This is a genomic window from Salmonirosea aquatica (genome assembly GCF_009296315.1).
GTDB classification, from domain to species: Bacteria; Bacteroidota; Bacteroidia; order Cytophagales; family Spirosomataceae; genus Salmonirosea; species Salmonirosea aquatica.
Map to the genome: position 1 here is coordinate 2794016 of NZ_WHLY01000002.1, position 26071 is coordinate 2820086.

Genomic DNA, 26071 nt, shown 5'->3' on the forward strand with positions numbered 1-26071 from the left:
AGAATCCCCGGTAGTCTGGCCTTGGCCAAACCACCGGGGATTCTGTTATTTTTGATTTTCTTCACTGCCCTCACAAACAGCTCCCGCATTTAAATCAGACAAGGTACCCCTCACTCCTTCACCAGCACCTGATCCATATTCAGCAGCACGTTGGCAGCCACTGCCAGGGCGGCGCGTTGGGGGGTGGGGCGGTTGCCGTAGTGAAGCAGGCTATCGGCCTGAGCCGGGGCGTGCCGGTAGGTAGTCAAGGCTTGGTGATAAGTTTTCAAAAGTACCCGCAGATTTTGCGGACCTATGGCTTTGTGGGTGAGAAGGAGGTACCCTGCGGCCAGTTGTTGGCTAGGCGTGCGGCCCCGCTGCTGCATGGTCAAGGCCAGCTGTTCAGCCGCTTCCAGATACACCGGATCATTGAGCGTGACCAACGCTTGCAGGGGCGTATTGGTAATCAATCGGCGCGACTGGCAGAACTCCCGGCTCGGGGCATCGAACGTAATCATGGAGGGGTAGGGGGCCGTTCGTTTCCAGTACGTGTAAAGGCTACGGCGATAGCGGTTTTCGCCTTCGCTCGTGACCCACTTGTCCCCGTTGTAGGGCGACTGCCAAATGCCTTCGGGCTGCGGCGGCATTACACTGGGACCGTACATTTTGGTGGAAAGCAGGCCTACACTGGCTAGCGCCTGATCCCGTACCTGCTCGGCGCTCAGCCGCACCCGCGGTCCCCGGGATAGCCATTCGTTATGCGGATCCCGGTCCTGCCTGGCCGGATCGGACTGGGAGCTTTGCTGGTAGGTGGCCGATAGGACGATCCTTTTCAGGAGTTTTTTGACGCTCCACTGATCTTCTTCCATAAAACGCACCGCCAGCCAGTCGAGCAGTTCGCGGTGGGTAGGTTCGCTACCTTGTGAGCCAAAGTCTTCGACGGTCTCCACAATGCCCCGCCCGAACAGTTGTTCCCAAAACCGGTTGACGATGACGCGCGCCGTCAGCGGATTTTCGCGGTCGACGATCCAACGGGCCAGTCCCAGGCGGTTGCGGGGAAATCCGGCGGGCATCGATGGCATTAGTTCGGGTACCCCTGGCTGCACTTGCGCACCCTTGACCAGCCAGTTGCCCCGCTCGAAGACGTGGGTTTTCCGGGCAAAATCGCCGGTACCTTCCCACAGGATCGGCATTCCGTCGGTAGGACGGGTGATTACGGTGGCGTAGTCGGCTAACCGCTCGGCGTAGCCCGGCTGATCGCGGCCCGGCAGGGCTTTCTGGAAAGCTACCCAGGCAATACGCACCCATTCATTGGGCGATTTGGGGCTGTCCAACGAAAGAAAAATAGGGTGCTTGCCCGTGGTTTTGGTAATAGGCGCAATGAGTACGGTATCACTGACGGGTACCTTGATTCGGGAAAGTACGGGACCGGCTAAACTGTCGAGGTGGAAAGTCAGCACCGCGTTTTCGGCCTTGGTGGTGAAATTGATGAGCAGATTTTCAGCCCCCGTCAGGTCCACTGGTGGAATCCGGGCGTTGCCGTGGCCCTTTACGGCGTAGTAGGAAATCAATATGAAGGTCGATTCATCACCGGGTACGAACTGGTGCGAATTGATTTTGGGCTCCATGATTTTCATGAACCGCGTGAGCTCATCGACCTGTGCCGGATTATATTGCTGCGTCCATTCCCGCACCCGTTCCAGGCGGGCGGAATCTTCGCCCGAATAAAATTGCAGCTTGGGCCATTCGTCCCATACGTCTTCGTCGCGGGTGTTGTTGAAGAAGGCCAGGTACCGATAGTAGTCCTTGTGCGGAATGGGGTCGTAGGGGTGGCTATGGCACTGAATGCAGCCAAAAGTGGTACCCTGCCATACTTCCCAGGTCGTATTGACGCGGTCGATGAGGGCGGCGTTGCGGAATTCCTCGTCGTCGGTACCACCTTCGTTGTTGGTCATGGTGTTGCGATGGAAGCCCGTGGCGATCAGGTTTTCTTCGGCGGGCAATCCGTCTTTCTGCCGGGGTAGTAGGTCGCCCGCCAGTTGCTCGATCGTGAACTGGTCGAAGGGTTTGTCCTCGTTAAAAGACCGGATGACATAGTCGCGGTAGCGCCAGATCGATCGGCTGCCGTCACTTTCGTACCCTTTGGTATCGGCGTAGCGGGCCAAATCCATCCACATGGCGGTCCAGCGCTCACCGTAGCCGGGCGATTGGAGTAGCCGATCCACCACTTTCTCGTAGGCACCGGGCGAATTGTCTTTTTCGAAAGCCCGCACTTCCTGCTCCGTGGGCGGCAGGCCGGTCAGGTCCAGGCTCACGCGGCGAATCAGGGTACCTTTGTCTACTTTTGGGGAAGGAGAGAGGCCGTGTTCCCGCATTTTTTGCAAAACAAACGGATCGATTTCATTTTGAACCCAGCTCATCTCGTCCGTATTCAGCAAGCCATACAGATTCCCGAACGAGCGCAGCGAAGGTACCTCCGGTTTTTCAATTCGGCGGTACGACCAGTGCTTCTCCCACGTGGCACCCTGATTGATCCAGTTTTTCAGCGTAGCGATTTCATCTTTGGATAAAGGTACCCCCTTCCGGGGCATCCGCTCGTCGGGATCGTGACTCTGAATGCGTCGGATCATCTCGCTGGCGTCGGCGTCGCCCCGCACGACGGGTACCTTGCCTGATTTGCCGGGCTTCAGCATTTCTTCTTCAAAGAGAAAACTGACGTTGCCCGCTTTCTTCACCCCACCATGGCAGCCCATGCAGTGCTTGTTCAGGATGGGCTTGACATCAGCATTATAGTCGACCCGCTGGTGCCCGAACCAGTTGATTCCCAGCCAGGTCGATAGTGACGTGAGCAGGATTCCAGAACCGATGAGTAGACTGTTTTTCATAGAAAAATACCGAGTCGTTCAAAAGCGGGTTAAGTCTTTACCTTACTATTACTACGTCACAGATTTCCTTTTTTCATCTCGGCTACTGCGTGGGTAGCTGCCCGGGCGGTGAGGGCCATATACAGGATCGAGGGGCTCTGGTTTCCGGTACTGGTCATGCAGGCCCCGTCGGTCACGAACACGTTCTTTACGGTATGCAGCTGATTCCATTCGTTCAGCAGTGAGGTTTTCGGATTGCGACCCATCCGTACGCCGCCCATTTCATGGATGTCGAGACCGGGCGCCTGATGGCTGTCGTGCTGCCGGATGTCCCGCGCTCCCGCTTTTTCCAGCATTTCGGTGCTTTGCGTCAGGAAGTCTTTGATCATTTTTTCATCATTCTCATCGTAACCTACCGAAGTGACCAGCAACGGAATTCCCCACGGATCGGTTTCCGTTTTGCTCAGGCGTACCTCATTGCTGGCTTTAGGAATGGTTTCACCCTGCATGTACATGTAGGTCCGCCACGGGCCGGGATGAGATTGGGATTCCTTGAACGCCGCGCCGAAGGAGGGTACCTTGCCGTCGGCCGCACCCCGTGTGCGGTACGCTCCCAGAAAAGTGGTGAAGCCGCCCAGATAATCCGTATCCTGCCGGTGCAGGTTGCGGTAATTGACCAGAATGGGCTCGGTAGGATTACGGCCGAAATAATATTTATCCTCGAAACCGTCCATGGCGGCGCTCACAGAGGCCCGGTAGTTATGAAAGGCAATGTATTTGCCCAGCAGGCCATTGTCGTTGCCGAGTCCTTCGGGAAACCGCGACGACTTCGAGTTGAGCAGAATCAGGTTGCTATTCAGGGCGGAGGCATTCAGGAAAATAATCCGGGCGAAGTAGTCGATGGTTTCCTGCGTGTTGGTGTCGATCACGCGTACCCCCACCGCCTTGCCTTTTTGCTCGTCGTAGATAATGGAATGGACCACCGAAAAGGGTCGGATGGTAAGGTTGCCCGTAGCCTGCGCCCAGGGTAGGGTAGAGGAAACCGAACTGAAATACCCCCCGTACGGACAGCCCCGCATGCACAGATTCCGCGCCTGACAGCTGGCCCGGCCCTGCTGATGGTGGACGGGCTGGGGTTCGGTAAGTTGCGCCCAGCGGGCGTGTACCACGTGCCGGTCCTGGTAGTGGCTTTTGAGTTTTTGCTGAATGTGCGCTTCCACACAATTCAGGTCGAAAGGTTTCATGAATTCCCCGTCGGGCATGGCTTCCAGGCCATCTTTCTGTCCGCACACGCCAATGAACTTCTCGACATGCGCGTACCAGGGCGCTACGTCGGCGTAGCGGATGGGCCAGTCGAGGCCGTAGCCGAAACGGCTGGGGGCGGTGAATTCAAAGTCGCTCCAGCGCTGGCAGGCCCGACCCCAGATAATGGATTTACCCCCCACCTGATAGCCACGTATCCAGTCGAAAGGTTTTTCCTGGACGTAGGGGTGGTCGGCGTCTTTGATAAAAAAATGGGCTGTGTCGGCCCCAAAACCCGCCGCCCGGCTAATCAGCGGATTCTCTTCCAGATATTCTTTCGGCATTCGGCCCCGGTACTCAAAATCCCAGGGATTCATGGTAGCCGTGGGGTAATCCTTGATATGCTCGATGGGGCGGCCGCGTTCCAGCACCAGGGTCTTGACTCCCTGCTCGCAGAGTTCCTTGGCCGCCCAGCCGCCGCTGATGCCCGAACCAATTACGATGGCCTCGTAGGTAGTGGTATCGGTCTGCTGGTAGGCACAAACTAATTTATCGCTCATAATCTGTATGTTGTATAAAGAAGTAACGCCGCTATACGTACCCAGGTATATGGAGTCTGTCGGTTTACTCTACCTTACGCTGCTCGCCAATCACCACCACGCCTTTGCTTTTGGTGGGGTACACCAGGTCGGTCAGTACAGCCATACCGTCATTGGCGTAGATTTCTATTACGGAATTATCCACAAAAATGGCCAGTTTCAGTTCGCCATTTTGGGGCATGACGGTCATAGATTCCACACTGGAAAACTTTTCGTGGAAAGCCACCTTTCCCGATTTTGTCCGGTCGAAGGTCATCTTGCCCGTGGCTATCTCGTAGGATAGCAGGCTGGTTTCGGTTTCGTTATCCAGCAGTTTTATTTCAAAATCCTTAGCTTCGGCCAATTCGACGGTTAGGTCCACCCGGTAGGAATTTCCATCCAGCTTCATGATGACCCCGGCGGCCAGGTCGCTAGCCTTCATGGTGAGGGTGCGGACGGGAAGCTTGTCTTTGAAAATGGGTCTTTGCCGTAGCCGGTACACGCCATCTTGCTGATAAAGGGAAAGCGCCCGGGGCAATGAAAACATACCGCGGAAGCCCTCGGTAGGGATTTTATTGGCATAGGCCCAGTTGTTAACCCAACCCATCATGATGGGTTGCGGCTGCGTGGGGGGTAGGTTGTGGAAGGGGATAGCGGCGTAAAAATCTTTACCCAGATCCACCCGGAAAACCTCCTTTTGTTTCTGGGGCGTAAATTTTTTTCCATCAAAATCACCTACGAAGTACTGCATTCCTGTAAAGGCGGTGTCTTCGGCAGCACTCGAAATCATCATCACCCACTTTTCCGGAAGGGTGTCTTCGACGGGTACCTTGAAAAGTGAGGGGCATTCCCAGATCTTAGCCATGTCGCCCATTTTACCGAATTCACTGAGCAGCTTCCATTCTTTCAGGTCGGTCGATTCGTAGATTTGCACGCTGTACTCATGCGGCTTGGCTACTACCATTTTCCATTTGTCCTCGTACCTGAAAACGTTCGGATCACGAAAATCCTTCATGCCGATGTCCAGCACCGGGTTCTTACCGTAGTAGGTCCAGGTACGTCCCTTGTCGGCGCTGTAGGCCAGGCTCTGGTGTTGGGCCAGGCCCTCCTCACCCTTGTACACGTGCGAAGTATAAATCGCCACCATACCTTTCCGGAAGCCTGGCGCGAAGAAGCCCGACGTATTGAGGCTATCCACTACCACGCAGCCCGAGAAAATCATGGTTTCGGTACTATCGGCGTTCGAGTATTCTTTCAGCGCTACGGGTAGTTCTTCCCAGGTTTTCAGATCCTGACTCACGGCGTGCCCCCAGCTCATGTGGCCCCAGGTGTCGCCATAAGGATTGTATTGGTAGAACAGATGGTACTCCCCGTCGAGGTATACCAGGCCGTTGGGGTCATTGACCCAATTTTTGGCCGGGGCATAGTGATACGCCGGACGGTAGTCGGCGGGTTCAGTGCTTGTGGATTCATCGTCGGAAGAACCGCAGGCGATCAGGAGCCCGCCCAAGAACAGGAAAGCGATTAGTTGGTACATACCAGGTAAGCGCAAGGAATTATCAGGATGTAGGAACATAGGAAAAACGGAGCATGAATTTCTCTCTTTTTATAATCTAACATCAACAATCCGGGTTCTGGTCTAACCGTAATGCCGACCAGCCAGCTTCTATTGGCTCACCCGGCGGGAGCCCCCCATCAGCGACCGGATTTCGTCCCCGGTAATGCGTGGCGTGGCACCCTGGCGGGAAGCTACCAAAGAGCCCGTAGCGCAGGCAAATTCCAGACTTTCGGCCGGAGGGTCGTTATGAAGCAAGCCTTTGATTAAGGCGGCCAGAAACGAATCTCCGCTGCCAATGGTATCGCTCACCTGTACGGCAAATCCCCGGCTTTCGTAGAATGCGCCGTCTTTCCAGAGGATCGCCCCGCTCCCGCCCCGGGTCACGCAGATGGTAGGTACATCGAAACGCTCCGACAGGCGTTGAATGGCCGAACGCTCGTCGGTAAGGGTACCCTGCCAGGCAGTAATTAGGGCCAGCTCATGAGCATTCATCTTTACCATATCGGCTTGCTGAAGCAGGTACTCCACGGTTTCCTGGGTATAGTAAGGCTCCCGGAAATTTACATCGAATATCTTGAAAGTCGCTTTTTCCAGAAGTCGGTGCAGCGTCTCGCGTGTGCCCGGATTCCGGGCAGCCAATGAGCCAAACACGAAGCCATCGCTCCGTTCCACGGCCCGAACGGCTTCCTCTTCCAGTTGGATATAGTCCCAGGCGACGGGCTGCACAATTTTGTAGGTTACCTCATTTGCATCGTCCATATTGACCTTCACGACCCCGGTGAGGTGGTTGGTGCCACGCTGAACCAGAGAGACATCCAGGCCGGCCTTTTGCATGAATTCGATCAATTCGTCGCCCAGGTCGTCGCTGCCGACCCGGCTGATCAGGGCCGTGTTCAGGCCGAAGTTTTTGAGGTGAAACGCCACGTTCATGGGCGCACCGCCGGGCATTTTTCCCGTAGGTAGCATGTCCCACAGCACTTCTCCGAAGCAGATTATGTTTTTCGGGCTCATAGTCAATTCATTTTAAGCGGCCACCACCTTTTCCTCGATGCCTTCCAGGGAGGTACCTTTGGTTTCGGGCATCATGCGCCAGACGAACAGCAATTGCAGTACCATCATCCCAGCAAAAAAGGAAAAGGTAGGTCCGCCGCCGAAGGTCTGGGCGATGTAGGGAAAAATGAACGAAATAATGGCGGCGGCGATCCAGTGCGTAAAGCTACCCAGCGACTGCCCGTAGGCCCGGATATCGTTGGGGAAAATCTCGGAAATAAAGACCCAGATCACGGCTCCCTGCGACAGGGCGAAAAAGGCAATGTAGATGAACAGGTAAATGGGTACCTGCGCGCCGCCCAGGTTTTCGCTGAAAAAAGCGTTGGCCACCAGTACCAGCGCCGCAATGACGCCCAGGGTACCTACGTACATCAGAAATTTCCGGCCAAACTTGTCGATCAGCGACAGCCCCAGCAAGGTAGCCAGCAGGTTGACGAGCCCGATACCCGCCGAGGAGAGCAGCGCCGATTCTTTCCCCAACCCGGCCATCTCGAACACGCGCGGTGCGTAGTAGATGATAGCGTTGATACCCGACAATTGGTTGAACAGCGCGAACAGCACAGCCAGCCGGACGGGCGTTTTATACAGCGGCTTGAATAAATCTTTATAGCTACCCGTGGTGGACTGATGTTGACTTTTCAGAATGGCGACCACGACCCGCTCGGCTTCTTCCGAATCGCTCACGTTGAGAATTTCCCGCGCTTCGTGGATTTTATTCCGTTTCAAGATCAGCCAGCGCGGGCTTTCGGGTATGAAAAAGAGCGTGACCATGAAGAGTAGCGCCGGAATCGCCTCTACACCCAGCATCCACCGCCAGGCGTTTTCGCCGATGCCTTCTAGGGCGTAGTTGGAAAGATAAGACACCAGGATGCCCAGCACGATATTGAACTGAAACAACGCTACCAGCCGTCCCCGCCGCGAGGGAGGTGCGATCTCGGAAATGTACATGGGTGCCACTACCGACGAGATACCTACCCCTACTCCGCCGATAAACCGGAAGATCAAAAACATGAACCAGCCCGTGGCCAGGCCGGAGCCCAATGCCGATACCAAATACAGAACGGCTACGATCAGCAGGCTGATTTTGCGGCCATACTTATCGGCCGGTACCCCCCCGTACAAGGCACCAATCACCGTGCCGATGAGGGCAATGGACACGGTCAGGCCGTGTTCGAAAGCGCTGGAATTCCAGAGGATTTGCAGGGTTTGCTCGGCGCCGGAAATCACCGCCGTGTCGAAGCCGAAGAGAAAGCCGCCCAAAGCAGCGGAAATGGACCAAAGGAAAATCTTACCAGCGTTGCTCATGGGCGAAAGAGTCAGGGTTAATAGGAGGAATCAAAGTTGCAGTTAAATTTTGGCAATCCAAAACGGTAAACCGCGGGGTACTACCGCTTGAGGTCAGTGGGGGTAAAAGCACTACATTCCTCTCTTTTAACCACGTAAATCCGCAACTTCAACCTAGGAAACCCTATGAAGCAGATTATCGTCATTGGCAGTTCCAATACAGACATGGTGGTGAAGGCCGCCAAACTGCCCGGCCCCGGCGAGACAATCCTCGGGGGTACCTTCCTGATGAATCCGGGCGGCAAGGGTGCCAACCAAGCCATGGCGGCCCAACGGCTGGGAGAGAGCAAAGTGATTTTTATTGCAAAAATAGGTAGCGATGTGTTTGGCCAGGAAGCGATTGACGGTTTCAAACGGGCGGGCATGGATACGCGCTTCGTTCTGAAAGACGGAACCGCACCATCGGGGATAGCCCTCATTAGCGTGGACGAGCAGGGTGAAAACGCCATCATGGTGGCTCCCGGGGCCAATGCCAACCTGTCGGCGGTGGAAGTGGCCGTGGCATTGGATGCCTGTCCTGAAGCAGAACTGGTGTTGCTACAACTGGAAATCCCGCTGGATACGGTGGAAAGGAGCGTAGTGGCCTGCGCCCAAAAAGGGATAAGAGTAATCTTGAACCCCGCTCCCGCCCGCAACCTGAGCGATGAAATCCTGAAACACCTGTATCTCATTACGCCCAACGAAACCGAAGCCGAACTCCTCACGGGCGTGACGGTCACCGACCTCGACTCCGCCCGACGGGCGGCCCGTATCCTGCACGACGAAAAAGGTGTCGGGAACGTCATTATCACACTCGGTGCGAAAGGTGCCTTTTTCTACAATACTTCCCTCGAATTGCTGGTTCCGGCACCGGCGGTCGCGGCGGTGGATACTACGGCGGCGGGTGATGTGTTCAATGGTGCGCTGGTGGTGGCTCTATCCGAAGCAATGCCCCTGCCCGACGCCCTCGCGTTTGCCTGCCAGGCGGCTGCCCTATCAGTAACGCGGCTGGGGGCACAGTCGTCCATCCCGTCGCGTGCGGAAGTGAATGCCGCTCTGGGGTAAGGTGATTAGTATAGAAGAAAATAGTACAGAAGTACCTGAGATAGTTAATTAGTAAAAAAAATCATGAGTAACTCATAATCAGTGATTAAAATACACAAAAAGGCCAATTTGTCTTCAACAATTCAACAACCCTTACCCTCATGTTCATCATAGAAAACTACTCCGTTGCTGTCTTCTTTTGTATTATCACCATGCTATGTTGGGGTTCGTGGGCCAACACGCAGAAGCTGGCGGCCAGTTCGTGGCGGTTCGAGCTGTTCTATTGGGATTACGTCATCGGTATCGTGCTGGTAGCGTTGCTCTTTGCTTTCACCCTGGGCAGTCAGGGCGCGGGCGGGCGCAGCTTCCTGGCTGATCTCGAACAAGCCTCGGCGGCCAACCTGGGGTCGGCGGTGCTGGGCGGAATTATTTTCAACGCGGCCAACATCCTGCTGGTGGCGGCCATTGCCATCGCGGGCATGTCGGTGGCATTTCCGGTGGGCATCGGGCTGGCGCTGGTGATTGGCGTAATCGTCAACTACCTCGACAATCCCGTCGGGGATGCGACCCTGCTGTTTTTGGGTGTAAGTTTGGTTGTGGCGGCCATCTTGCTCAATGCCTATGCCTACCGGGCTACTTCCCGGCAGCGGCAGGGGGTATCGACCCGGGGCTTGCTGCTTTCGGTGATCGCCGGGGTACTTATGGGCTATTTTTACAAATACGTGGCGGCCTCCATGTATGCCGATTTCACCCTACCCGAAGCGGGCAAACTGGGCCCGTATACGGCAGTGGTACTGTTCTCGCTGGGTATTTTGCTGAGCAATATCGTGTTCAACTCACTACTGATGATGCGGCCCTTCGAAGGTAGTCCGGTGCATTATGCCGACTATTTTGGGGGCAGCGGCAAAAACCACCTAATGGGCATTCTGGGCGGGGCGATCTGGTGCGTTGGTATGGCGTTCAGCATCATCGCTTCGGGCAAAGCCGGACCGGCCATTTCGTACGGTCTGGGTCAGGGGGCGACGGTCATTGCGGCGTTATGGGGTATCTATATCTGGAAAGAATTCAAGGGGGTACCCCGCTCCACCACACTGATTCTGAACGGCATGCTCCTGTGCTATATCGTGGGGTTGGGTCTGATCATCGCGGCCCGGTAATGGATAGAGCGTGTTTTTTACATTAATATTGGGTAATATCGTTGAATTTTGACCTACAAGTAAAGGGTACCCTCCTGTATCCACACGCGTATAATGATTCCTGTATACCTAACCATCAAAGGTTTATATTCCTACCGGCAAACCCAGGAGATTGATTTCTCCCGACTGACCGAAACGGCCCTCTTCGGCATTTTTGGCAAGGTAGGCAGTGGTAAGTCCTCGATTCTGGAAGCTATCACCTTTGCGCTCTACGGCGAGACCGACCGCCTCAACAAATCGGGCGACGACCGCAATTACAACATGATGAACCTGCGCTCGGATGAATTGATGATCGACTACATATGCCTGGCGGGCCAAGAGGGCCACAAGTACCGCTTTACAGTGAAAGGGCGGCGCAACAGCAAGCGGTTCGATGATGTCAAGACGTTTGAGCGCCGGGCTTACCGGTGGATGGATGAACTGGACGACTGGGCACCCATCGAAACCGACCAGGTCGCGGAAAAAATCATTGGCCTGAGTTACGAAAACTTCAAGCGTACCATCATCATTCCGCAGGGCAAGTTCCAGGATTTTCTCGACCTGCCGCAGGCGCAACGTACCCGGATGATGAACGAGATTTTTCAGCTGGAACGCTACGACCTGGCCGCAAAAGTAAAAATCCTGAAAATCCGCAACGACACGCTGTTAGAGAATCTGGCGGGCAAGCTCACCCAACTCGGACAAACTACCCCCGAACTACTCGAACAGTCGCGGCAGGGGCTGAAAAATACACAGGCGTTAATTAAACTCACCGATAATGAGCTGAAAGTCCTGACCGCCGACGAAAAGCAGCTCGAAACCCTGCGCCAGCTTTTTGTGGATAAGCAAAATGCCGAACAGAAAATAACGGCACTCGCTACCCAGGAGGCCGATTTCATGGCGCGTGCCGCGCGACTCGACCGGTACCTCTCGTGTCGCAATACCTTCAAGCTGGTGCTGGAGCAGAAGAAAATTCAGGAAACTGCTCTGGCGCGAGACCAGGGTACCTTGCGGGAAAAAGAAAAATCGATGGCGGAGGTCCAACAGCGCATCGCGGACGAGCGCAAAAAACTCGCTGAAATCCTGCCGCAGTATGAGCAGCGGGACGCGCTGAAAAAGGAAACGGAAGAACTGGGCCTGGTGCTGACTTTGGCGCAGTCGAAGGAGGAGCGGGCCAAGCTGGAAGACGACCAGAAGCGTGGCAGAATAGCCTTTGTGCAAAAAAAGGATATCATCGGCCAACTGACACAGCAGAAAGGCGAGTTGGAAACAACCCTGGATAAGGCGAAATCAGGACGGGTGGATTTGGAGGTGGTTACGAAAGTGGCGGAGTGGTTTTCGACCAAAAATGCCATCCTGGCTACCAAAGAATCAGTGAAAAAAGATGCCAAAGCCGTAGCCGACGACGAGGAAAAACTCGAAAAGAGCAAGGCCGACCTCCTGCTCGCAGCGCCTTTCGACGCGCTTTTTGGTCCCGAGGATGCGGCCACGCCGCCCGTCCGGCTGCGTGAGCGGATCGATGAGGAGAAGCAGAGGCTAGTGGGCCAGCATGCCGAATTGGAAAAGGACATCCTGCACCTGAAAACCCAGCGCGAACTCCGCAAGTACGCCCACGACCTACAGCCCGGTGAGCCTTGTCCGCTCTGTGGATCGTTGCATCATCCGCAGGTGATGGGCGGTGCAAGTGTTCTGGAAAACGAATTGATGGCCTTCGAGCAAAAGCAAAAAAAGCTGCGAGAAACGGAAATTGCCTACGACCAGCTCAAAAACCAGCTCAGCGTTCTGGAAAAAGAGTTTGCACTTTATGAAAGGCAAAAGAAGGTTATCCGGGAAAAGTGGGAGGAAAACAAAGCCGCGCTGGCGCGACAGGATGCGGCGTTCACATGGCCGGATTTTTCTAAAGACGACGAGGAAAAAGTACAGGAGGCTTTTCAAAAAGACCGGCAGCAGCAGGGGGAGATCAAGCAGCTGGAAGCCACCTATCGCCAGAAAGAACGCGAATTGAACGAAGCGCGCGATCTGCTGGATAACAAGATCAGGCCCGCGCTGGAAACGATCGAGCAAAAATTGGCCGCCAAAATGGCCGAAACCGAGGGCTATCAGAAACAGATAATCCGGCTGGATGTGGCGGAGTTTGCCAACCAAACGGCGGAGCAGATCAGGTACCGCATCCACGCCCAAAACACGGCCTACAACAAATTGACCGAAGCTTACGAGCAACTGACCCAAAAAATTCAGGCGCTCACGGATCAGCAAAATATTCTTTCGGGCGAAATCACATCGCTTAAAACCAATACCGGGCAGCAGGCTGAAGCGCTGCGGGAATTGAATGAAAATCTGGCCAAAGACATCGCCGCCTCCGACTTTGCCGATGAAAGCGAGGTACTCGCCATGTTACAATCGGAACTGAACGTAGCCACCGAACAGCAGGAAATTGAAACGTACCGGCTGACGCTGAACACTGCCCGGGCGGCGTTAAAAACATTGGAGGAAAAAACGGCGGGGCTACGGTACGATACCGGAATCCACGAAAAGGTACGGGCCGACCTGGAAACCCAAACCATCCGGATCAATGAACTGCGCAAGGAAGAGGGAGGACTGACCAATCAGGTCAAAAAGCAGGAGGAGGATTTAGCGGCGCAGGTCGACCTGCGCAAGGAACAGGAAAAGCTGGATATCCGGGGGAAAGACATCGAAACGCTGAGCAAGTTGTTCAAAGCCAGTGGGTTTGTGAGCTATGTGTCGGCCATGCATTTGCAGAATCTGTGCAACCAGGCCAACGCCCGTTTTCACAAAATGACCCGCCATCAGCTACAACTGGAACTGTACGAACCCCGGCCCGCCGAGTACGATTTTCAGGTGCGCGACCTGCTGAACGAAGGCCGTACCCGCGCGGTGAAAACCCTGTCGGGCGGGCAGAAATTCCAGGTAGCGCTGGCCCTGGCGCTGGCGCTGGCCGATCAAATTCACGCCCAGTCGCATGCAATGCACAACTTTTTCTTTTTGGATGAAGGCTTCGGCTCGCTGGACAAGGATTCGCTGGGCGAAGTATTCGAGACCCTGCAATCGCTCCGCCGCGAGAACCGCATCGTGGGCGTTATCTCGCACGTGGAAGACCTGCAACAGGAAATTCAGAACCATCTGAAAATCGAGCTGACCGAAGCCGGCAGCCTTGTGATCCCAAACTATTAAATCCAACCTACCTTTTATAAAATTCAAATCCGATGCAACGTACCCTTCTGCTTTCATCCCTGGCCTTGCTGGGTACCTTACTGGTGGTACCTGAGGTACCTGTGCAGAGCCAAGGTACCCCTGTCAACCTGATCCTCGATACCGACATCGGGCCCGACTATGACGACGTGGGTGCCATGGCCGTCATGCATACCCTGGCCGACAGCGGGCAGGTCAATATTCTGGCGACGGTGGCTTCTAACCAATCGAAGTACATAGCAGCTACCCTAAATGTTCTCAACACCTACTTCGGGCGGCCCAACATTCCGGTGGGCGTGGTGCGGGGCCGGGGCGTAAACCTGACCGCCGGACAAAAATGGGATTCGCTATTGGTGGTAAGGTACCCCCACAAAATCAAAAACAACGAGGAGGCCGAGGACGCGCTGACGCTCTACCGCCGTACCCTGGCCGCGGAGCCCGATGGTAGCGTGACCATCGTGACCGTAGGTTTTCTGACCAACATGGCCGATTTGCTTATCTCGAAACCTGATAAGTACTCGCCGCTCAATGGCCGCGACCTGATCATGAAAAAGGTAAAAAAACTGGTCAGCATGGCGGGACGCTTTCCCGAGGGACGGGAATTCAATGTGGACCGCGATCCGGTGTCGTCCAAAATCGTGTTCGACGGCTGGCCCACCCCGATTCTGCTAAGCGGCTTCGAAATCGGGCAAGCCGTGCATACGGGGCTACCTTTGACCCAAAACAGCAAGATTCAGCACTCGCCCGTCAAGGATGTTTTCTCGAGAAGCATTCCCATGAGCAAGCAGGACGAAAAAGGCCGCATGAGCTGGGACCAAACCGCCGTGCTGGTAGCCATCAAAAGGCCCGAAACGTATTACAGTCTGATGGAAGGCCGCTTTGTGGCCAAAGACGACGGCAGCAACGGCTGGAATCCGGCCGGAAAAGGTCATTATCGTTTGGTAGAGAAAATGCCCGTACCACAGGTGGAGCGGGTGCTGGAAGCTTTGATGGCGCGGTAAGGGGTGTGGGAGCGGTTTGGGTTACCTTAAATTTGAAAGGTAAAAAAATAAAAAATGCTAGGCGAAAGGCGAACCTTCGCTGGTCAGGTACTCACCTACATTAAAAGTGATTCCGTCCAGCACTTCGATTTCCCTGTTCCAGTCCATGGTTTGCCAATCGGTGTGAGCAGTAGCCACGGTCACTTTTTTAGCTTTGGTTGTAATCCAGATCACTTTTTCCACGCCAAAGTCAAGCAGTTTTTGAGTCTTGTTGAAAACGTAGGTCGTAGGATCTATATCGCTGGGATCAGCCAGTATATCCACTTCAATGGCTATTTTGGGTGGTACGTTGGCAAAATGTTCACCGATACTTTCAATAGGCATACGTTCTTTGTCAAAAATGAGCACGTCGCCCGCTAAATTGTTCCGCTTGTCGAGGTGAATACCAACTTCGCTGGTTAGCATCCTGTACTTCGACCCTTTCAACAGATTACCGAGCAGGACAACCAGATAAGTAACGATCAGCGATTGCAAGGCACTTGATCCCATAATTTCAGAAAACTTTTTACTACCCAACATTACGTCCCGATACCCTTTGTAGTGGATCGGTTGCCCGTCCATGATTTCGTAAATCAAATAATCGGGTACCTTCGTACGGGGTTTTGTACTTTGTACGCCATATTTTGTCGCTATCATGGTTCAAATTTTCTTATTGCAAACCTAGGTTCAAGAAGCTCAGTCAAATATAACTAAACAAATTCACATCCCTAGAATCCAGCTCCCCTGCCTTATCCGGCTGACTACATTATGGCCCCAGCACTTCCCGTGTCGAACATTCAGAGGGTACCGGTCGTTCGGGGAACGGTGATCGTAATTTTAGTACCCTGCCCCACGGTGGGATGAAAATCGCAGGTACCCCCGATCAACCTGGCCCGTCGTTGCATGTTTTTCAGACCGGCCCCCGAGTCCGCAAGTTCCCGACTCAGGACTTCTGCCAGGTCGAACCCCTTTCCGTCGTCCTCGACTTCCAGTATCAATCGATTGGGTTGGTAGGCCAGCTGAACCCGAATGTGCCGGGCTTCGGCGTATTTCATCGTGTTGCTCAGCGATTCCTGCACCATGCGAAACAGGACGATTTCGTGTTCGTGGCTCAGTGCGTAGGATTCGCCTTCTACCGTCAGGTCCGCCTTGATTTGCTGGGTTTTGGTAAGCCGTTCCATCTCGTAGTTCAGGCTTTCCAAAAGGCCAAATCGATTGACAAATTCGCCATCCAGACTTTTGGTGAGCGCCCGGATCTCTGCAATTGCCTGCCGGACGATCTCGTCGGTTTGTTGAATCTGACCCAGTAGATCCGTCTTTTGGGCTTTTTCCTTCAGGGTACGCAGGTTGAGCCCCGCCACCATGAGCAGTTGACCGACATTGTCGTGTAGATCCTGACTGACGTGTTGCAGGGTACTGTTTTGCACGGCTAGCTGTGATTCCAGAATCTCCCGTTCGTAGCTGTTTTTGAGCGCTATTTTTTCGGCCTGGTACTGGAATTGCTTCTTTTGGTAGAGTCCGACAAACGAAACCAGAAAAACAATGATAACAATAAAGGATACCGTACCGAATACGAGCAAGATTGTGACATCAAAAGGAATCCCATTGGACATGATCGTCGGTCGGAGCGCGAGAAGCCGCTAAATATAGTGCGTATGCGCAAATTATATAGAATATCACATCAAACCAAATGCTGATATGGTACCAGAAAAGCGCGAGGGGACGATCGGTTTCAATGAGATAGCGCATGATTCCTACCTGCAGAAAACTGGCAAAATGCACCAGAATGCCTAAACATACCCAGAAGCTTGGGATCGAAAGCAGGGGTTGCGGTTTATCGCTTTGCAGCAGGGTTTTGAGGTAGAGGAGAATCCAGCACAGCAGGAGCGTGCGACACATCAGCCGCAGCCAGGAGGGCGATTGGGTGAATACCTGAATACCCGTTGAAACGAATACGATTTCGACCGCAAAAACCACAAGTACGGACAGGAGGATGAGTTTTTTGCCCCAGGGAAAAAAAATGACTTCGCGGAAGGAAAAGGCTAAAAAGGTGTATTGTAACAAAGTCATAAGGTGGTAGAAAATCAGATTGTTCTGCCGTAACACGATCATCCGGTAATCGGCGGCCAATTCCATACCAAGGGAGCAAACAAAAAATAGCGCAACGTACTTCATAAAGAGGGGCAGCGACCGAAATCGAGCGATTCCGATCACTGCCCCCGGTGCCATGCTGCTCACGATCAGCCATTCATAGAACTGCATGTCTTTTAAGAGATTCAACAGAAGAAGGGGAGTGGTTTAGGTGTTAGGTACGTTGTCAAAACTTTCACTGGGGCAACGGGTTTCGGGCGGGCATTCGGTGGGACTTTCGCAAAACATCACCACTTCTTCGGACTTTACGGCATCCAGTTCATACAGGCTGGCATCTACGGGTTTTAGCACCAGATTGGTCCGAACCTTGTCATCTATTGTTTTGGAAGCGAAATAGATGCGAAGGCCCTCGCAATCCTTTTGCTCAAGTAGTTTAAGCAGGACTTTCTTGTGCACCGTGAACATCAGCCCCAGTTCTTTTTTGGGTTCACCGTTGCTTTCAATACATTCTGGCCGAATAAAGGTAGTCATCAGCTCGGTCAATTGCCTGGCCAGCGTTTGGGGGTGATCGTTCACGGGCGGATCTTTGATGATTTCTTCCGTGTTCCAGCTTGCTCTTCTTTTTTCGGCGGAGAAATTTTTTCCTTCATTTTCAAGATAAGTGTTTTGTAAGGACATGAGGGTAGCGGGTTTGGGATGAGGGTTCATTTTTCGCTATAAAACTACGATGATAGAATAGTCCCGGTTAGGGGAAAAATACCCATTATTATCCCAGAAAAACACCCTTTTGAAAAGGAAAAAACTACATCACGCCGCATCTCCGGATTAGCGGGTAAAGCAAACTAATGCCAGGGTACCCCTTTGATACAAGCAACACTGCCGGAAATACAGGAACCTATTCTAAATCCAGTCCCAGCCCTTGCGGTACTTCCGCGACAGCAGATCGTTGGCTTCGGCGTCGCCCCGGAATTTCTCACGCCGGGCGTTCCAGCGGAGCGGACGACCCAGCCGCCACGAGATCAGCCCCAGGTGCATGGGCATCGTCATCAGGCGGGCGTATTCCAGGTTGGATTCGGGCTGGGTGCGGTTCTTGACGGCATCCACGAAGTTCTGCTGATGGCCCGGCGAGCGCGTGAGCGTAATGGGTACCGTGTCGATATCCGGCATCACCACGCCGTTGATCGTGATTTCGCGGCTGCCGTAGTCGCAGAGGAGGGTACCCTTGTCGCCTTCGAAGTAGGCGCCGATGCCCCGCTTTTCGGCGCCGGGTACCTTGGGTGGATCGGTAGTCCAATGGATTTTCAGGCCGTCAAACTGGTAGTCTACGTCGATCCATTTGGGCGTGTTGCCCGCGCCTTCCGATTTCTCACCGCGCGCGCTGATGCTTGTCAGGTTCTGCGGGTTGAGTGACCACCATACCACGTCGGCAATATGGCACCAGAAATCCTGAAACACCCCGCCGGAATAATCCAGAAAATAGCGGTAGGTAAAATGACAACGCTCGGGCGAGTAGGGCGAATACGGCGCGGGGCCCAGCCAATAATCCCAGTTGAGGGTGGCGGGCGGTTCCTGGTACTGCGGTGCCCCCATAATCGGCGGCGCGCCCGACTTCCAGAGCCGCACGGTATGTACCTTGCCCAGGGTACCCGCGCGGATTAGCTCCACCACGCGGTGGTAGTTGTCGCCCGCGTGAATCTGGGTACCCAGCTGAAAAATCCGGTCGTGCTTCTGCTGGGATTTGAGCATCTGCTGACCCTCTCGCACGCTATACGACAGCGGTTTCTCACCGTACACATCCTTGCCCGCCTCAAACGCCAGGATTGCTACCTGCGCGTGCCAGTGGTCAGGGGTAGCGCAGGTGATGGCGTCGATGTCTTTGCGTTCCAGAATCTTACGAAAATCGCCGTAGGTATCGACCTTGGCATTGGGCTTCAATTCGAGCAGGGTACCTTTGGCCTTGGCCAAGTGCGTTTCGTCCAGGTCGCAGAGGGCCACGGTTTCTACCTCGGGCAGGGCGGCGAACCATTTCAAATGGTTGGTACCCATACCATTGATGCCGATATGCGCCACGCGCAGGCGGTCGCTGGGGGCTACCCGGCGGGTAAAGCCCGGCAACAGCGTGAGGCCAAGAGCGGCGGCGCTGCCCTGCTTGATGAACTGGCGGCGATTCGAAGAGAAAGACATAGCGTGATAGGATTTTTTAAGGCAAAAGTCAGACAGGGCTACCGTCCTACTTTTCGTAGGCCAGGATGTAGTACAAAGCCTTTCTGCTATGAACCACTCACTCCTTCCGCGTCTGCAGCTTTCCCACAAAAAACTCCCCGATGGTAAAGCCTTCTTTCTGTCCGTTGGTAATGGCAGGCATGTAGTGAATGCCGCCGTATAAACGGCTGATGGCGGCTTCATTGGCGGCGACCCGGAAGGAGGCAAAATGCCGGACGGGCAGGCCAAACTCCACCTCGGAGGAGTCGGCAAAGGCGAAATTGTCGCCGAAGAGTTTGGTGAGCATCACGGCCGCCCCGGACGACACCACGCTATGCCCGCTCGTGTATTCGGGGAAGGGCGGGGTTTGGAGCACTGGCAGCCAGGAAGGGTCGATGTGCTGATTGATATAGGTTTCGGGCCTGATGACCGAACTGCGGTACTTTTCGTCCCAACAACTGATGAAGCAGTCGGCCAGTGTGACGGCCAGGCAGGCGTAAGCTTCCGCCGCTTGCACGGCATCGGCGTTGGCTTGTTTGCAGGCCAGGCGGGTGATGTTCATCCAGTGGCCGTTGGGCGATATTTTCTTGGTGGCGTACATCACGTGCCCCCGCACGTTCATCGTAAACGGGTTACAGTCCCAGAACCGGGCGATGGCCAGTTGTTCCGGCGAGTTGTTCCTGACCTGCCGGTACACGGTGTAGGCGTCTTTGTAAAAAACGCTGTTGGTGTCCGTCGAAAAGGCGGGTGGGGGTACCGGCTTGAACTGCGCGGCGGAATCCATTACGAACGTCCGCAGCTTGTTCCAGTTGGGTTCGATGGCCTTGATGTAGGCGGGTGGGGTGGGTTTCCACGAGGCGGCATCGTTGCGGACCCGGTACAGGGGCAGCGAGCGGGTCTGCTTGTACTGATCCTCCCTGGCCCAGGCAATGATGTGGTCGGCTACCTGCTTTCCGTAGGCGATGGAATGGTCGAAAACGTCGGTGGGGGTACCTTTCGCCTTAATTTCGGCCAAGATGTTCTTTTCGAATGCCTCGATCTTTTCCTCGGAAATTACGAAGGTTTTCCCGGTGGTCAGGATGGCGTGGACCGCCGCGAGGGTAGGGCTGTAGGGGCGGGTTTGGTCAGGGGCCGGAATGGGTTTCAGGCCGTGGAGCTGACCGGCCAGGCTAAGGTAGGTACCCTGATCCTGAATCAGGGTTTCGTAAGCGGCCACCGATACGTAGGCGTAGGTACGGCTGGTGACGGGCGGCGAATAAATATCGTACACCATCACATCCGTGACCTGCTTGATGGCCCGGTGGATGTAGTCCGCCTGTTCGGTTTGGGTTTTCCAGTCTTGCGCAAAAATAGGCGCGAATACCCAGACCAATACAATGGAAAGAAAAATTGTCCTCATTTTTTTCATCACAGCATTTTCAACTTTCCATTCAATTAATCTACCACTCTTTTTTTGCCCTGAAAGTTCGTTATGGCGATCTTCCGGACATTTTTACCAACGGGCCATTGGCGGGAAGATTGCGATAGGTAAGTGTCGCCGTAAGAGAATTCTACCCGCCGCTTGCTGCCGTCTTTGTACTCAATCTCCGCCGAAAAATCATCCGCTTTCAGCTTAATCCATTGGCCGATATTTTTCTGGTAGACATTTCCTCTCCCAAACACCACCAGACTATCCTGATTCTGGGTAGCCAGCAGAATGTCCTCATTTTTGGCGGTATGCAGCGTGGCCAGGGACTTGGCGTCGCCCGGCACGAAAAAGCCACTTTTCGCTACCGGCATCGGACTGAAATTTCCCTTTCCGTCGCCTTGCAGCACTAAGCCGTTGAAGGCATCGTGGCGGCCGCTGTTGGGGTCCATGCCGTAGTCGTTGCCCACCAGCACCAGATCGAGGGTACCATTGCCATCCACATCCTCGGCTTTCATGCCGAAAATAGGAGCGGCCTGCGCGGCCAGCGGGAGGGGTTTCATTTCAAAGTACCCGTCGCCTTTATTTTCGAGGTAGCTGCTGCGCATTTCGGTGGCCTGCATGATGAGGGCATTCTCGCGGTCGCTCTCGCTCCACACATCCGTGAGGGTAGCTAGCCCGTACGATTTGAAAGTCGGGAATTTCTTACGCATCGTGATGACCTGCGCCACCAGGTCGTCGCGTGAGGCAATGGGAAACGGTTGGCGGCTGCCGTCGTCGGCTTTCATGTAGCAGAACACCATCGGATCGATGGAGCCATTGCTGTCGATATCCTTGGCCAGCAAGATCATGGGCTCCTGCGGCGTAGCCGTGTAGTTGGTGTTGAGGCCCAGGTTGCCGGCTACGTAGTCCATATCGCCGTCGTTGTCAAAATCGCCCGCCACCAGGCTGTTCCACCAGCCCGTGTACGGCTCGGTACCCGTTTTGAACGCTACAAACGAGGTACCTATGTTTTTAAGAAAAATAACGGGCAGCCATTCGCCGGTCAGGATGAGGTCGGGCTTGCCGTCGTTGTCGTAGTCGCTCCACAGGGCATCGGTCACCAGGCCGATGTGTTTGAGGGGTGGGAAAAACTCGTCCGTCACGTCCACAAATTTTCCGCCGTCGTTGCGTAGCAGAAAGCTCCGGGGCGGTACGGGATACGCCCCCGAAACGACCCGTCCCCCCACGAACAGGTCGAGGTCACCGTCGCCGTCAAAATCCGCCGCTTTCACGCAGGAGCCGTTCGTGAGTCCGGCGGGTAGGGCGTCAGGGGATTTAGTGAATTTGCCTTTTCCATTGTTCAAAAACAATTGGTCGTTGCTGAACGCATTGCCGGGCGGAATCTCATAGCTGCCGCTCACCAGGTACAGGTCGAGATCGCCGTCATTGTCGGCATCGAACAGTAAGGTGCCCATGTCTTCGTAGAAGCGGTCCTCTTTTTCCAAAAACCGCGTGGCGTCCTGCGTAAATTTTCCCTGAGCATCCTGCATGAAAAACACACCGGGTACCCCCGAGGTACCCCCGACGTAAAAATCATCGAAACCATTGTTGTCGATATCGCCCACCGCAATCGGCGGACCGGACTGACTCAGCTTGTGGGGTAGGGTAGGTTGCACGTCGAAATCGGGAAAATCCTTTTCCTGGGATTTGTACTGCAGGCCATATTTCTTCCCAACGTCCGTAAAAAGCGTCGAGACCGGGAAAGCAGCGGGCTTGTTACGGCGAGCGTTGGCATCTTTATACGAAAGGGTAAGTGGCTTATCCACGCTGACGTTTTTCAGGAGTTGTTGTTTGCCATCCGGCCAGGTGACCACCAGCGAATCCAGCCGGGCTAACTCGCCCAAACCAAAATGTGCGCGGCTGTCGTCGGTGGAAAGGTACCCCCGCGCGGGCTGATGCTCGTAGAATTGCTGACGATTGCCCGCATAGTATATCCGAACATTGGCCCCGAGACTGGCTTCATTGCCCTTCGCGCCCGCAAAACTGACGGTCAGGTGATGCGCCGCGGGGTTCAGGGTGTTCTCATACACAAAAGCTAGGTCGTTGATATTGTTGACGACTACGTCGAGGTCGCCGTCGTTATCGAGGTCGGCGTAGGCGGCGCCGTTGCCAAACGACAGCTGATCCATGCCCCAGGCTTGGGTGGTGTTCTCGAACACCAGGCCGTTGGTATTGCGGTAGGCGTAGTTGGCCAGCTTAACCACCGGCAGCGAGTCGGTCATGGCTAGGGTGAAGCCCTTACCCGCGCCACTTTGGCCGTTGTTGTATTCGATGTAGTCGAGGTCGGTCACGTCGCGGGGCAGGCCATTGGTGATGATCAGATCACGGTAGCCGTCGTTGTCGAAATCGGCCACCAGCGGGCACCAGCTCCAGTCGGTCTGATAGACGCCCGCCATAAAGGCCGCATCGTTGAAAACCGGATGCCCCAGTGGGGTAGGTCCGCTGTTGATTTGCAGCACATTGCGCACGTACTGATGGTTGTAGCCGTACTGCGCACTGTTGAGGTAGTTGTAGTACTCATTGCCGCTCAGCATCCGCTTCTTCCGCAGGTTGTTTTCGGGCAGCATTTCCAGCGAAATCACGTCCACGTAGCCATCGTTATTGATGTCCACGGCATCGGTACCCATGGCGTTCCAGCCGGTATGTTTGAAGTAGGCGTCCAGTTGGTTGGTAAAGGTACCATCGCCGTTATTGATGAAACACAGGTCATTGGATACGAAATCGTTGGCTACGTAGATATCCGGCCAGCCATCCTGGTTGAGGTCCGTGATGGCCGCGGCGTGGCCCCAGCCTTCGATGGTGATGCCCGCCGCTTTGGATACGTCACTGAAAGTCCCGTTGCCGTTGTTGCGGTAGAGGCGGTCGGTGTTTTTGGCGCTGCCGTCGGTGAGTTTGGCCCGGAAATGAATGGGCGTCCGAGGGTCGTATATTTCGTTGGTAACCTGATACATGTCGAGGTCGCCGTCTTTGTCGTAGTCGAAAAAGTAGGCCTGCGTGCTGAATCCGTCGTCGGCCAGTCCGTACGCCGCGGCTTGCTCCTCAAATTCCGGTACGCCCGCTTTATTCAAACCTTTATTGATGTACAACAGGTTGGTGCGTAGTTTGGGATCGCTGCGAAAGGAGGCCGACAGGTAGATATCCGGCCATCCGTCCCCGTTGATGTCCACCACCGATACGCCCGTGCACCAGTGGCCTTGTCCACCTACTCGGGCCTGGTCGGTAATGTCCGTAAATTTCAGTTTTCCCTGGTTGAGGTACAGCTTGTTGGATACCATGTTGCCCGCAAAATACACGTCCATCAGCCCGTCGCGGTTGAAATCGCCGATGCCCACGCCGCCGCCGTTGTAGATGTTGGCCTGATTGAGAATATTGAGCGTGTCGCTTTCGGTGAGCTGGTTGGCGAAGGCAATGCCGGTTTGGGCGGCGGGCAATAACTTGAACAGGGTAGGAGCAGGCTGCCCCGAAGCCGGGCCGATGAGCATTGCCAGCAGGGCGATCAGGGAAAGGTACAGCGTGAGTTTCCGTATATTCATATCCTACATTCTCTTAAAAGAGTGCAATTTACTTTTATTTTTTCATTGATTAAAACCCGAACCATGGTTTGAATCCGGCTAAGTGGCTTATTGAATGCGGGTTATTATAACGAAAAGTTTACTTGGATGATTTTGCAGGGGTACCTTATTGCCAAGAGATAACCAAAATTTATACCTGATCGGGACGATAAAAATATTATTCTGTATATTTGTACCCGATAAGGTATATATATATGAATTGTTAATATATTAGACCCGGTCGGGTATAGAATGGAAAATCCAATTGCATATTTTGTGAAGAATAAGCGGAAATCGTTAAAGTTGACGCAGATCGATTTGGCGGAGAAATCAGGCGTAGGTCTGCGCTTTATCCGGGATCTGGAGCAAGGAAAAGCCACCCTCCGGCTCGACAAGGTAAATCAGGTACTGGATATGTTCGGCTGCGAGGCTGGCCCCATCCGAAAAGAGGAAAATTATTATGGATAGGGCAGGAACAGTATACTACGGAAATATGCCAGCTGGTGTGATCAGTGAAGATGAAGAAGGTTTTACGTTTATATACAACGAAGAATATATGGACGCTCAACATCCTCCGGTGAGTCTGACGTTGCCGCTTCGTAACGAACCTTACCAGAGTCGCGTGATGTTTCCGTTTTTTGATGGCTTGATCCCCGAAGGTTGGCTATTGGATATCGCTGTACAAAGCTGGAAACTCAATCCCAGAGACCGCATGGGGTTGCTCCTCACAGTATGTCAGGATTGTTTGGGAGCGGTAAGCGTCAGAAGAATTGAAGTTCCCAAGCTATGATGAATAAATGCCTTTATTGTTATGAACCACTGACTGCCCCGGAGTTGGATTATCATTTTCCGTGCAGCCAGAAATTCTTTGGGAGCACTAATCCGCCGATTTTGCCACTAGAAAAGGCCGAACTACAAAAAAAGGCCCGAGAGCTTGTCATCCGGAGTATTGCGGTAACGGGCGTACAACCCAAGCTGTCCTTAGATATTGAGAAAACCGGCACTCAATCGAGCCGATTTACGGTGGTTGGCCTATGGGGGAATTTTATCCTAAAACCACCCACTGAGCAGTTCGCTTTCCTCCCTGAAAACGAAGACTTAACGATGAAAATGGCGGCCGAGGGCGGTATTGCCACGGCCGAACATACCCTGATTCGGCTGAATTCGGGAGAACTAGCCTATCTGACCAGGCGGTTTGACCGACGGGAGGGACAAAAAATTCATATGGAAGATTTGTGCCAGCTTACCGAAACGCTTACCGAGCATAAATACCGCGGTTCCCTGGAAAAAATAGGCCGTGCGGTACGGGCTTTCACCACGAACAAGGGACTAGAAGCTTTAAAGCTTTTCGAGCTTACCGTTTTCTGCTTCATTACGGGCAACGCCGACATGCACCTGAAAAATTTTACGCTCGTCCGCCCGCAAAACGGTGATATAGCTTTATCCCCGGCTTATGATCTTCTCTCGACCAAACTGGCTTTACCGGAAGATAAGGAGGAGTCGGCCCTAACCATCAATGGCAAAAAAAACAGGCTAAGCCGTACCGACTTCGATGCATTGGCGCGTCATCTGGGAATATCACCAAAATCAGTGGAGCGGATATATGATCGGTTTGGAAAAAAAAAGATCATTTGGGAGCGGCTCATCCAGCAAAGCTTTTTGCCTCCTGAATTACAGGGGACCTATCAGAGTTTACTGATCGAGCGGCTGGACAGAATAGGTGTATAAGGTAGGCCCA

Annotated in this window: 19 protein-coding genes; 7 read left to right on the plus strand and 12 right to left on the minus strand. The window is 54.0% G+C overall.

Annotated elements, in window-relative coordinates:
* Positions 1-110 precede the first annotated feature (110 nt).
* The 5 genes from GBK04_RS12755 to GBK04_RS12775 all read right to left on the minus strand — a co-directional run bounded on the left by GBK04_RS12755 (position 111) and on the right by GBK04_RS12775 (position 8576).
* The gene (locus tag GBK04_RS12755; RefSeq protein ID WP_152760205.1) at positions 111-2864 is read right to left on the minus strand and encodes a DUF1553 domain-containing protein; all 2754 of its coding nucleotides are present in this window, start codon (positions 2862-2864) and stop codon (positions 111-113) included.
* A gap of 56 nt (positions 2865-2920) precedes the next feature.
* Positions 2921-4645, minus strand: a complete 1725-nt coding sequence (locus tag GBK04_RS12760; protein ID WP_152760207.1) for a GMC oxidoreductase — start codon at positions 4643-4645, stop codon at positions 2921-2923.
* 64 nt (positions 4646-4709) lie between these two features.
* The gene (locus GBK04_RS12765) at positions 4710-6200 is read right to left on the minus strand and encodes a glycoside hydrolase family 32 protein (RefSeq protein ID WP_373330937.1); all 1491 of its coding nucleotides are present in this window, start codon (positions 6198-6200) and stop codon (positions 4710-4712) included.
* A 129-nt stretch (positions 6201-6329) separates the two neighbouring features.
* Complete coding sequence (locus tag GBK04_RS12770; protein WP_152760211.1) at positions 6330-7232, minus strand: carbohydrate kinase family protein; 903 nt, start codon at positions 7230-7232, stop codon at positions 6330-6332.
* 12 nt (positions 7233-7244) lie between these two features.
* Positions 7245-8576: a sugar porter family MFS transporter gene (locus tag GBK04_RS12775; RefSeq protein WP_152760213.1), complete on the minus strand. Its 1332-nt coding sequence runs from the start codon at positions 8574-8576 to the stop codon at positions 7245-7247.
* Between the two features lie 165 nt (positions 8577-8741).
* Here GBK04_RS12775 and rbsK point away from each other — a divergent pair, with 165 nt between their 5' ends.
* The 4 genes from rbsK to GBK04_RS12795 all read left to right on the plus strand — a co-directional run bounded on the left by rbsK (position 8742) and on the right by GBK04_RS12795 (position 15024).
* The gene (gene rbsK / locus GBK04_RS12780) at positions 8742-9659 is read left to right on the plus strand and encodes a ribokinase (RefSeq protein ID WP_152760215.1); all 918 of its coding nucleotides are present in this window, start codon (positions 8742-8744) and stop codon (positions 9657-9659) included.
* A 140-nt stretch (positions 9660-9799) separates the two neighbouring features.
* Positions 9800-10795, plus strand: coding sequence for a GRP family sugar transporter (locus GBK04_RS12785; RefSeq protein WP_152760217.1), 996 nt, complete (start codon positions 9800-9802; stop codon positions 10793-10795).
* Between the two features lie 93 nt (positions 10796-10888).
* Positions 10889-14005 carry an AAA family ATPase gene (locus tag GBK04_RS12790; RefSeq protein WP_152760219.1) on the plus strand — a complete coding sequence of 1039 codons (3117 nt, stop codon included), beginning with the start codon at positions 10889-10891 and terminating at the stop codon, positions 14003-14005.
* Positions 14006-14037: 32 nt separating this feature from the next.
* Entirely contained in the window at positions 14038-15024 is a 987-nt protein-coding gene (locus tag GBK04_RS12795; RefSeq protein WP_152760221.1) for a nucleoside hydrolase, read from the plus strand.
* 57 nt (positions 15025-15081) lie between these two features.
* On the opposite strand, the gene GBK04_RS12800 is transcribed toward GBK04_RS12795, so the two are convergent.
* The 7 genes from GBK04_RS12800 to GBK04_RS12830 form a co-directional block, all read right to left on the minus strand.
* Positions 15082-15699, minus strand: a complete 618-nt coding sequence (locus GBK04_RS12800) for a PDDEXK family nuclease (RefSeq protein ID WP_152760223.1) — start codon at positions 15697-15699, stop codon at positions 15082-15084.
* Between the two features lie 140 nt (positions 15700-15839).
* A complete protein-coding gene (locus GBK04_RS12805; RefSeq protein WP_373330938.1) occupies positions 15840-16622 on the minus strand; it encodes a sensor histidine kinase in 783 nt (260 codons plus the stop codon).
* 10 nt (positions 16623-16632) lie between these two features.
* On the minus strand, positions 16633-17322 hold the full coding sequence (locus tag GBK04_RS12810; protein WP_152760227.1) for a hypothetical protein: 690 nt from the start codon (positions 17320-17322) through the stop codon (positions 16633-16635).
* 18 nt (positions 17323-17340) lie between these two features.
* On the minus strand, positions 17341-17811 hold the full coding sequence (locus tag GBK04_RS12815) for a hypothetical protein (RefSeq protein WP_152760229.1): 471 nt from the start codon (positions 17809-17811) through the stop codon (positions 17341-17343).
* Positions 17812-18033: 222 nt separating this feature from the next.
* Positions 18034-19317, minus strand: a complete 1284-nt coding sequence (locus tag GBK04_RS12820) for a Gfo/Idh/MocA family protein (RefSeq protein ID WP_152760231.1) — start codon at positions 19315-19317, stop codon at positions 18034-18036.
* Between the two features lie 97 nt (positions 19318-19414).
* Positions 19415-20734, minus strand: coding sequence for a vanadium-dependent haloperoxidase (locus GBK04_RS12825; RefSeq protein ID WP_373330939.1), 1320 nt, complete (start codon positions 20732-20734; stop codon positions 19415-19417).
* Between the two features lie 35 nt (positions 20735-20769).
* Positions 20770-24315, minus strand: coding sequence for a VCBS repeat-containing protein (locus GBK04_RS12830; RefSeq protein WP_152760235.1), 3546 nt, complete (start codon positions 24313-24315; stop codon positions 20770-20772).
* Positions 24316-24585: 270 nt separating this feature from the next.
* Between GBK04_RS12830 and GBK04_RS12835 the strand changes: the two genes are divergently transcribed.
* The 3 genes from GBK04_RS12835 (at position 24586) to GBK04_RS12845 (ending at position 26061) form a co-directional block, all read left to right on the plus strand.
* The gene (locus GBK04_RS12835; protein WP_152760237.1) at positions 24586-24801 is read left to right on the plus strand and encodes a helix-turn-helix transcriptional regulator; all 216 of its coding nucleotides are present in this window, start codon (positions 24586-24588) and stop codon (positions 24799-24801) included.
* Entirely contained in the window at positions 24794-25123 is a 330-nt protein-coding gene (locus GBK04_RS12840) for a HipA N-terminal domain-containing protein (RefSeq protein ID WP_152760239.1), read from the plus strand. The genes GBK04_RS12835 and GBK04_RS12840 overlap by 8 nt, the downstream gene beginning before the upstream one ends.
* 101 nt (positions 25124-25224) lie before the next feature.
* Positions 25225-26061 (plus strand): HipA domain-containing protein, encoded by an 837-nt coding sequence (locus GBK04_RS12845; RefSeq protein ID WP_373330940.1) that lies wholly within the window; start codon positions 25225-25227, stop codon positions 26059-26061.
* Positions 26062-26071 lie beyond the last annotated feature (10 nt).

Bases quoted from the DNA above. Each gene is read 5' to 3' on its own strand.
- GBK04_RS12830 (WP_152760235.1), bottom strand. From the start codon at position 24,315: ATGAATATACGGAAACTCACGCTGTACCTTTCCCTGATCGCCCTGCTG.
- GBK04_RS12785 (WP_152760217.1), top strand. From the start codon at position 9,800: ATGTTCATCATAGAAAACTACTCCGTTGCTGTCTTCTTTTGTATTATC.
- GBK04_RS12775 (WP_152760213.1), bottom strand. From the start codon at position 8,576: ATGAGCAACGCTGGTAAGATTTTCCTTTGGTCCATTTCCGCTGCTTTG.
- GBK04_RS12765 (WP_373330937.1), bottom strand. From the start codon at position 6,200: ATGTACCAACTAATCGCTTTCCTGTTCTTGGGCGGGCTCCTGATCGCC.
- GBK04_RS12770 (WP_152760211.1), bottom strand. From the start codon at position 7,232: ATGAGCCCGAAAAACATAATCTGCTTCGGAGAAGTGCTGTGGGACATG.
- GBK04_RS12790 (WP_152760219.1), top strand. From the start codon at position 10,889: ATGATTCCTGTATACCTAACCATCAAAGGTTTATATTCCTACCGGCAA.
- GBK04_RS12820 (WP_152760231.1), bottom strand. From the start codon at position 19,317: ATGTCTTTCTCTTCGAATCGCCGCCAGTTCATCAAGCAGGGCAGCGCC.
- rbsK (WP_152760215.1), top strand. From the start codon at position 8,742: ATGAAGCAGATTATCGTCATTGGCAGTTCCAATACAGACATGGTGGTG.
- GBK04_RS12825 (WP_373330939.1), bottom strand. From the start codon at position 20,734: ATGAGGACAATTTTTCTTTCCATTGTATTGGTCTGGGTATTCGCGCCT.
- GBK04_RS12800 (WP_152760223.1), bottom strand. From the start codon at position 15,699: ATGATAGCGACAAAATATGGCGTACAAAGTACAAAACCCCGTACGAAG.
- GBK04_RS12840 (WP_152760239.1), top strand. From the start codon at position 24,794: ATGGATAGGGCAGGAACAGTATACTACGGAAATATGCCAGCTGGTGTG.
- GBK04_RS12795 (WP_152760221.1), top strand. From the start codon at position 14,038: ATGCAACGTACCCTTCTGCTTTCATCCCTGGCCTTGCTGGGTACCTTA.
- GBK04_RS12760 (WP_152760207.1), bottom strand. From the start codon at position 4,645: ATGAGCGATAAATTAGTTTGTGCCTACCAGCAGACCGATACCACTACC.
- GBK04_RS12835 (WP_152760237.1), top strand. From the start codon at position 24,586: ATGGAAAATCCAATTGCATATTTTGTGAAGAATAAGCGGAAATCGTTA.
- GBK04_RS12815 (WP_152760229.1), bottom strand. From the start codon at position 17,811: ATGTCCTTACAAAACACTTATCTTGAAAATGAAGGAAAAAATTTCTCC.
- GBK04_RS12755 (WP_152760205.1), bottom strand. From the start codon at position 2,864: ATGAAAAACAGTCTACTCATCGGTTCTGGAATCCTGCTCACGTCACTA.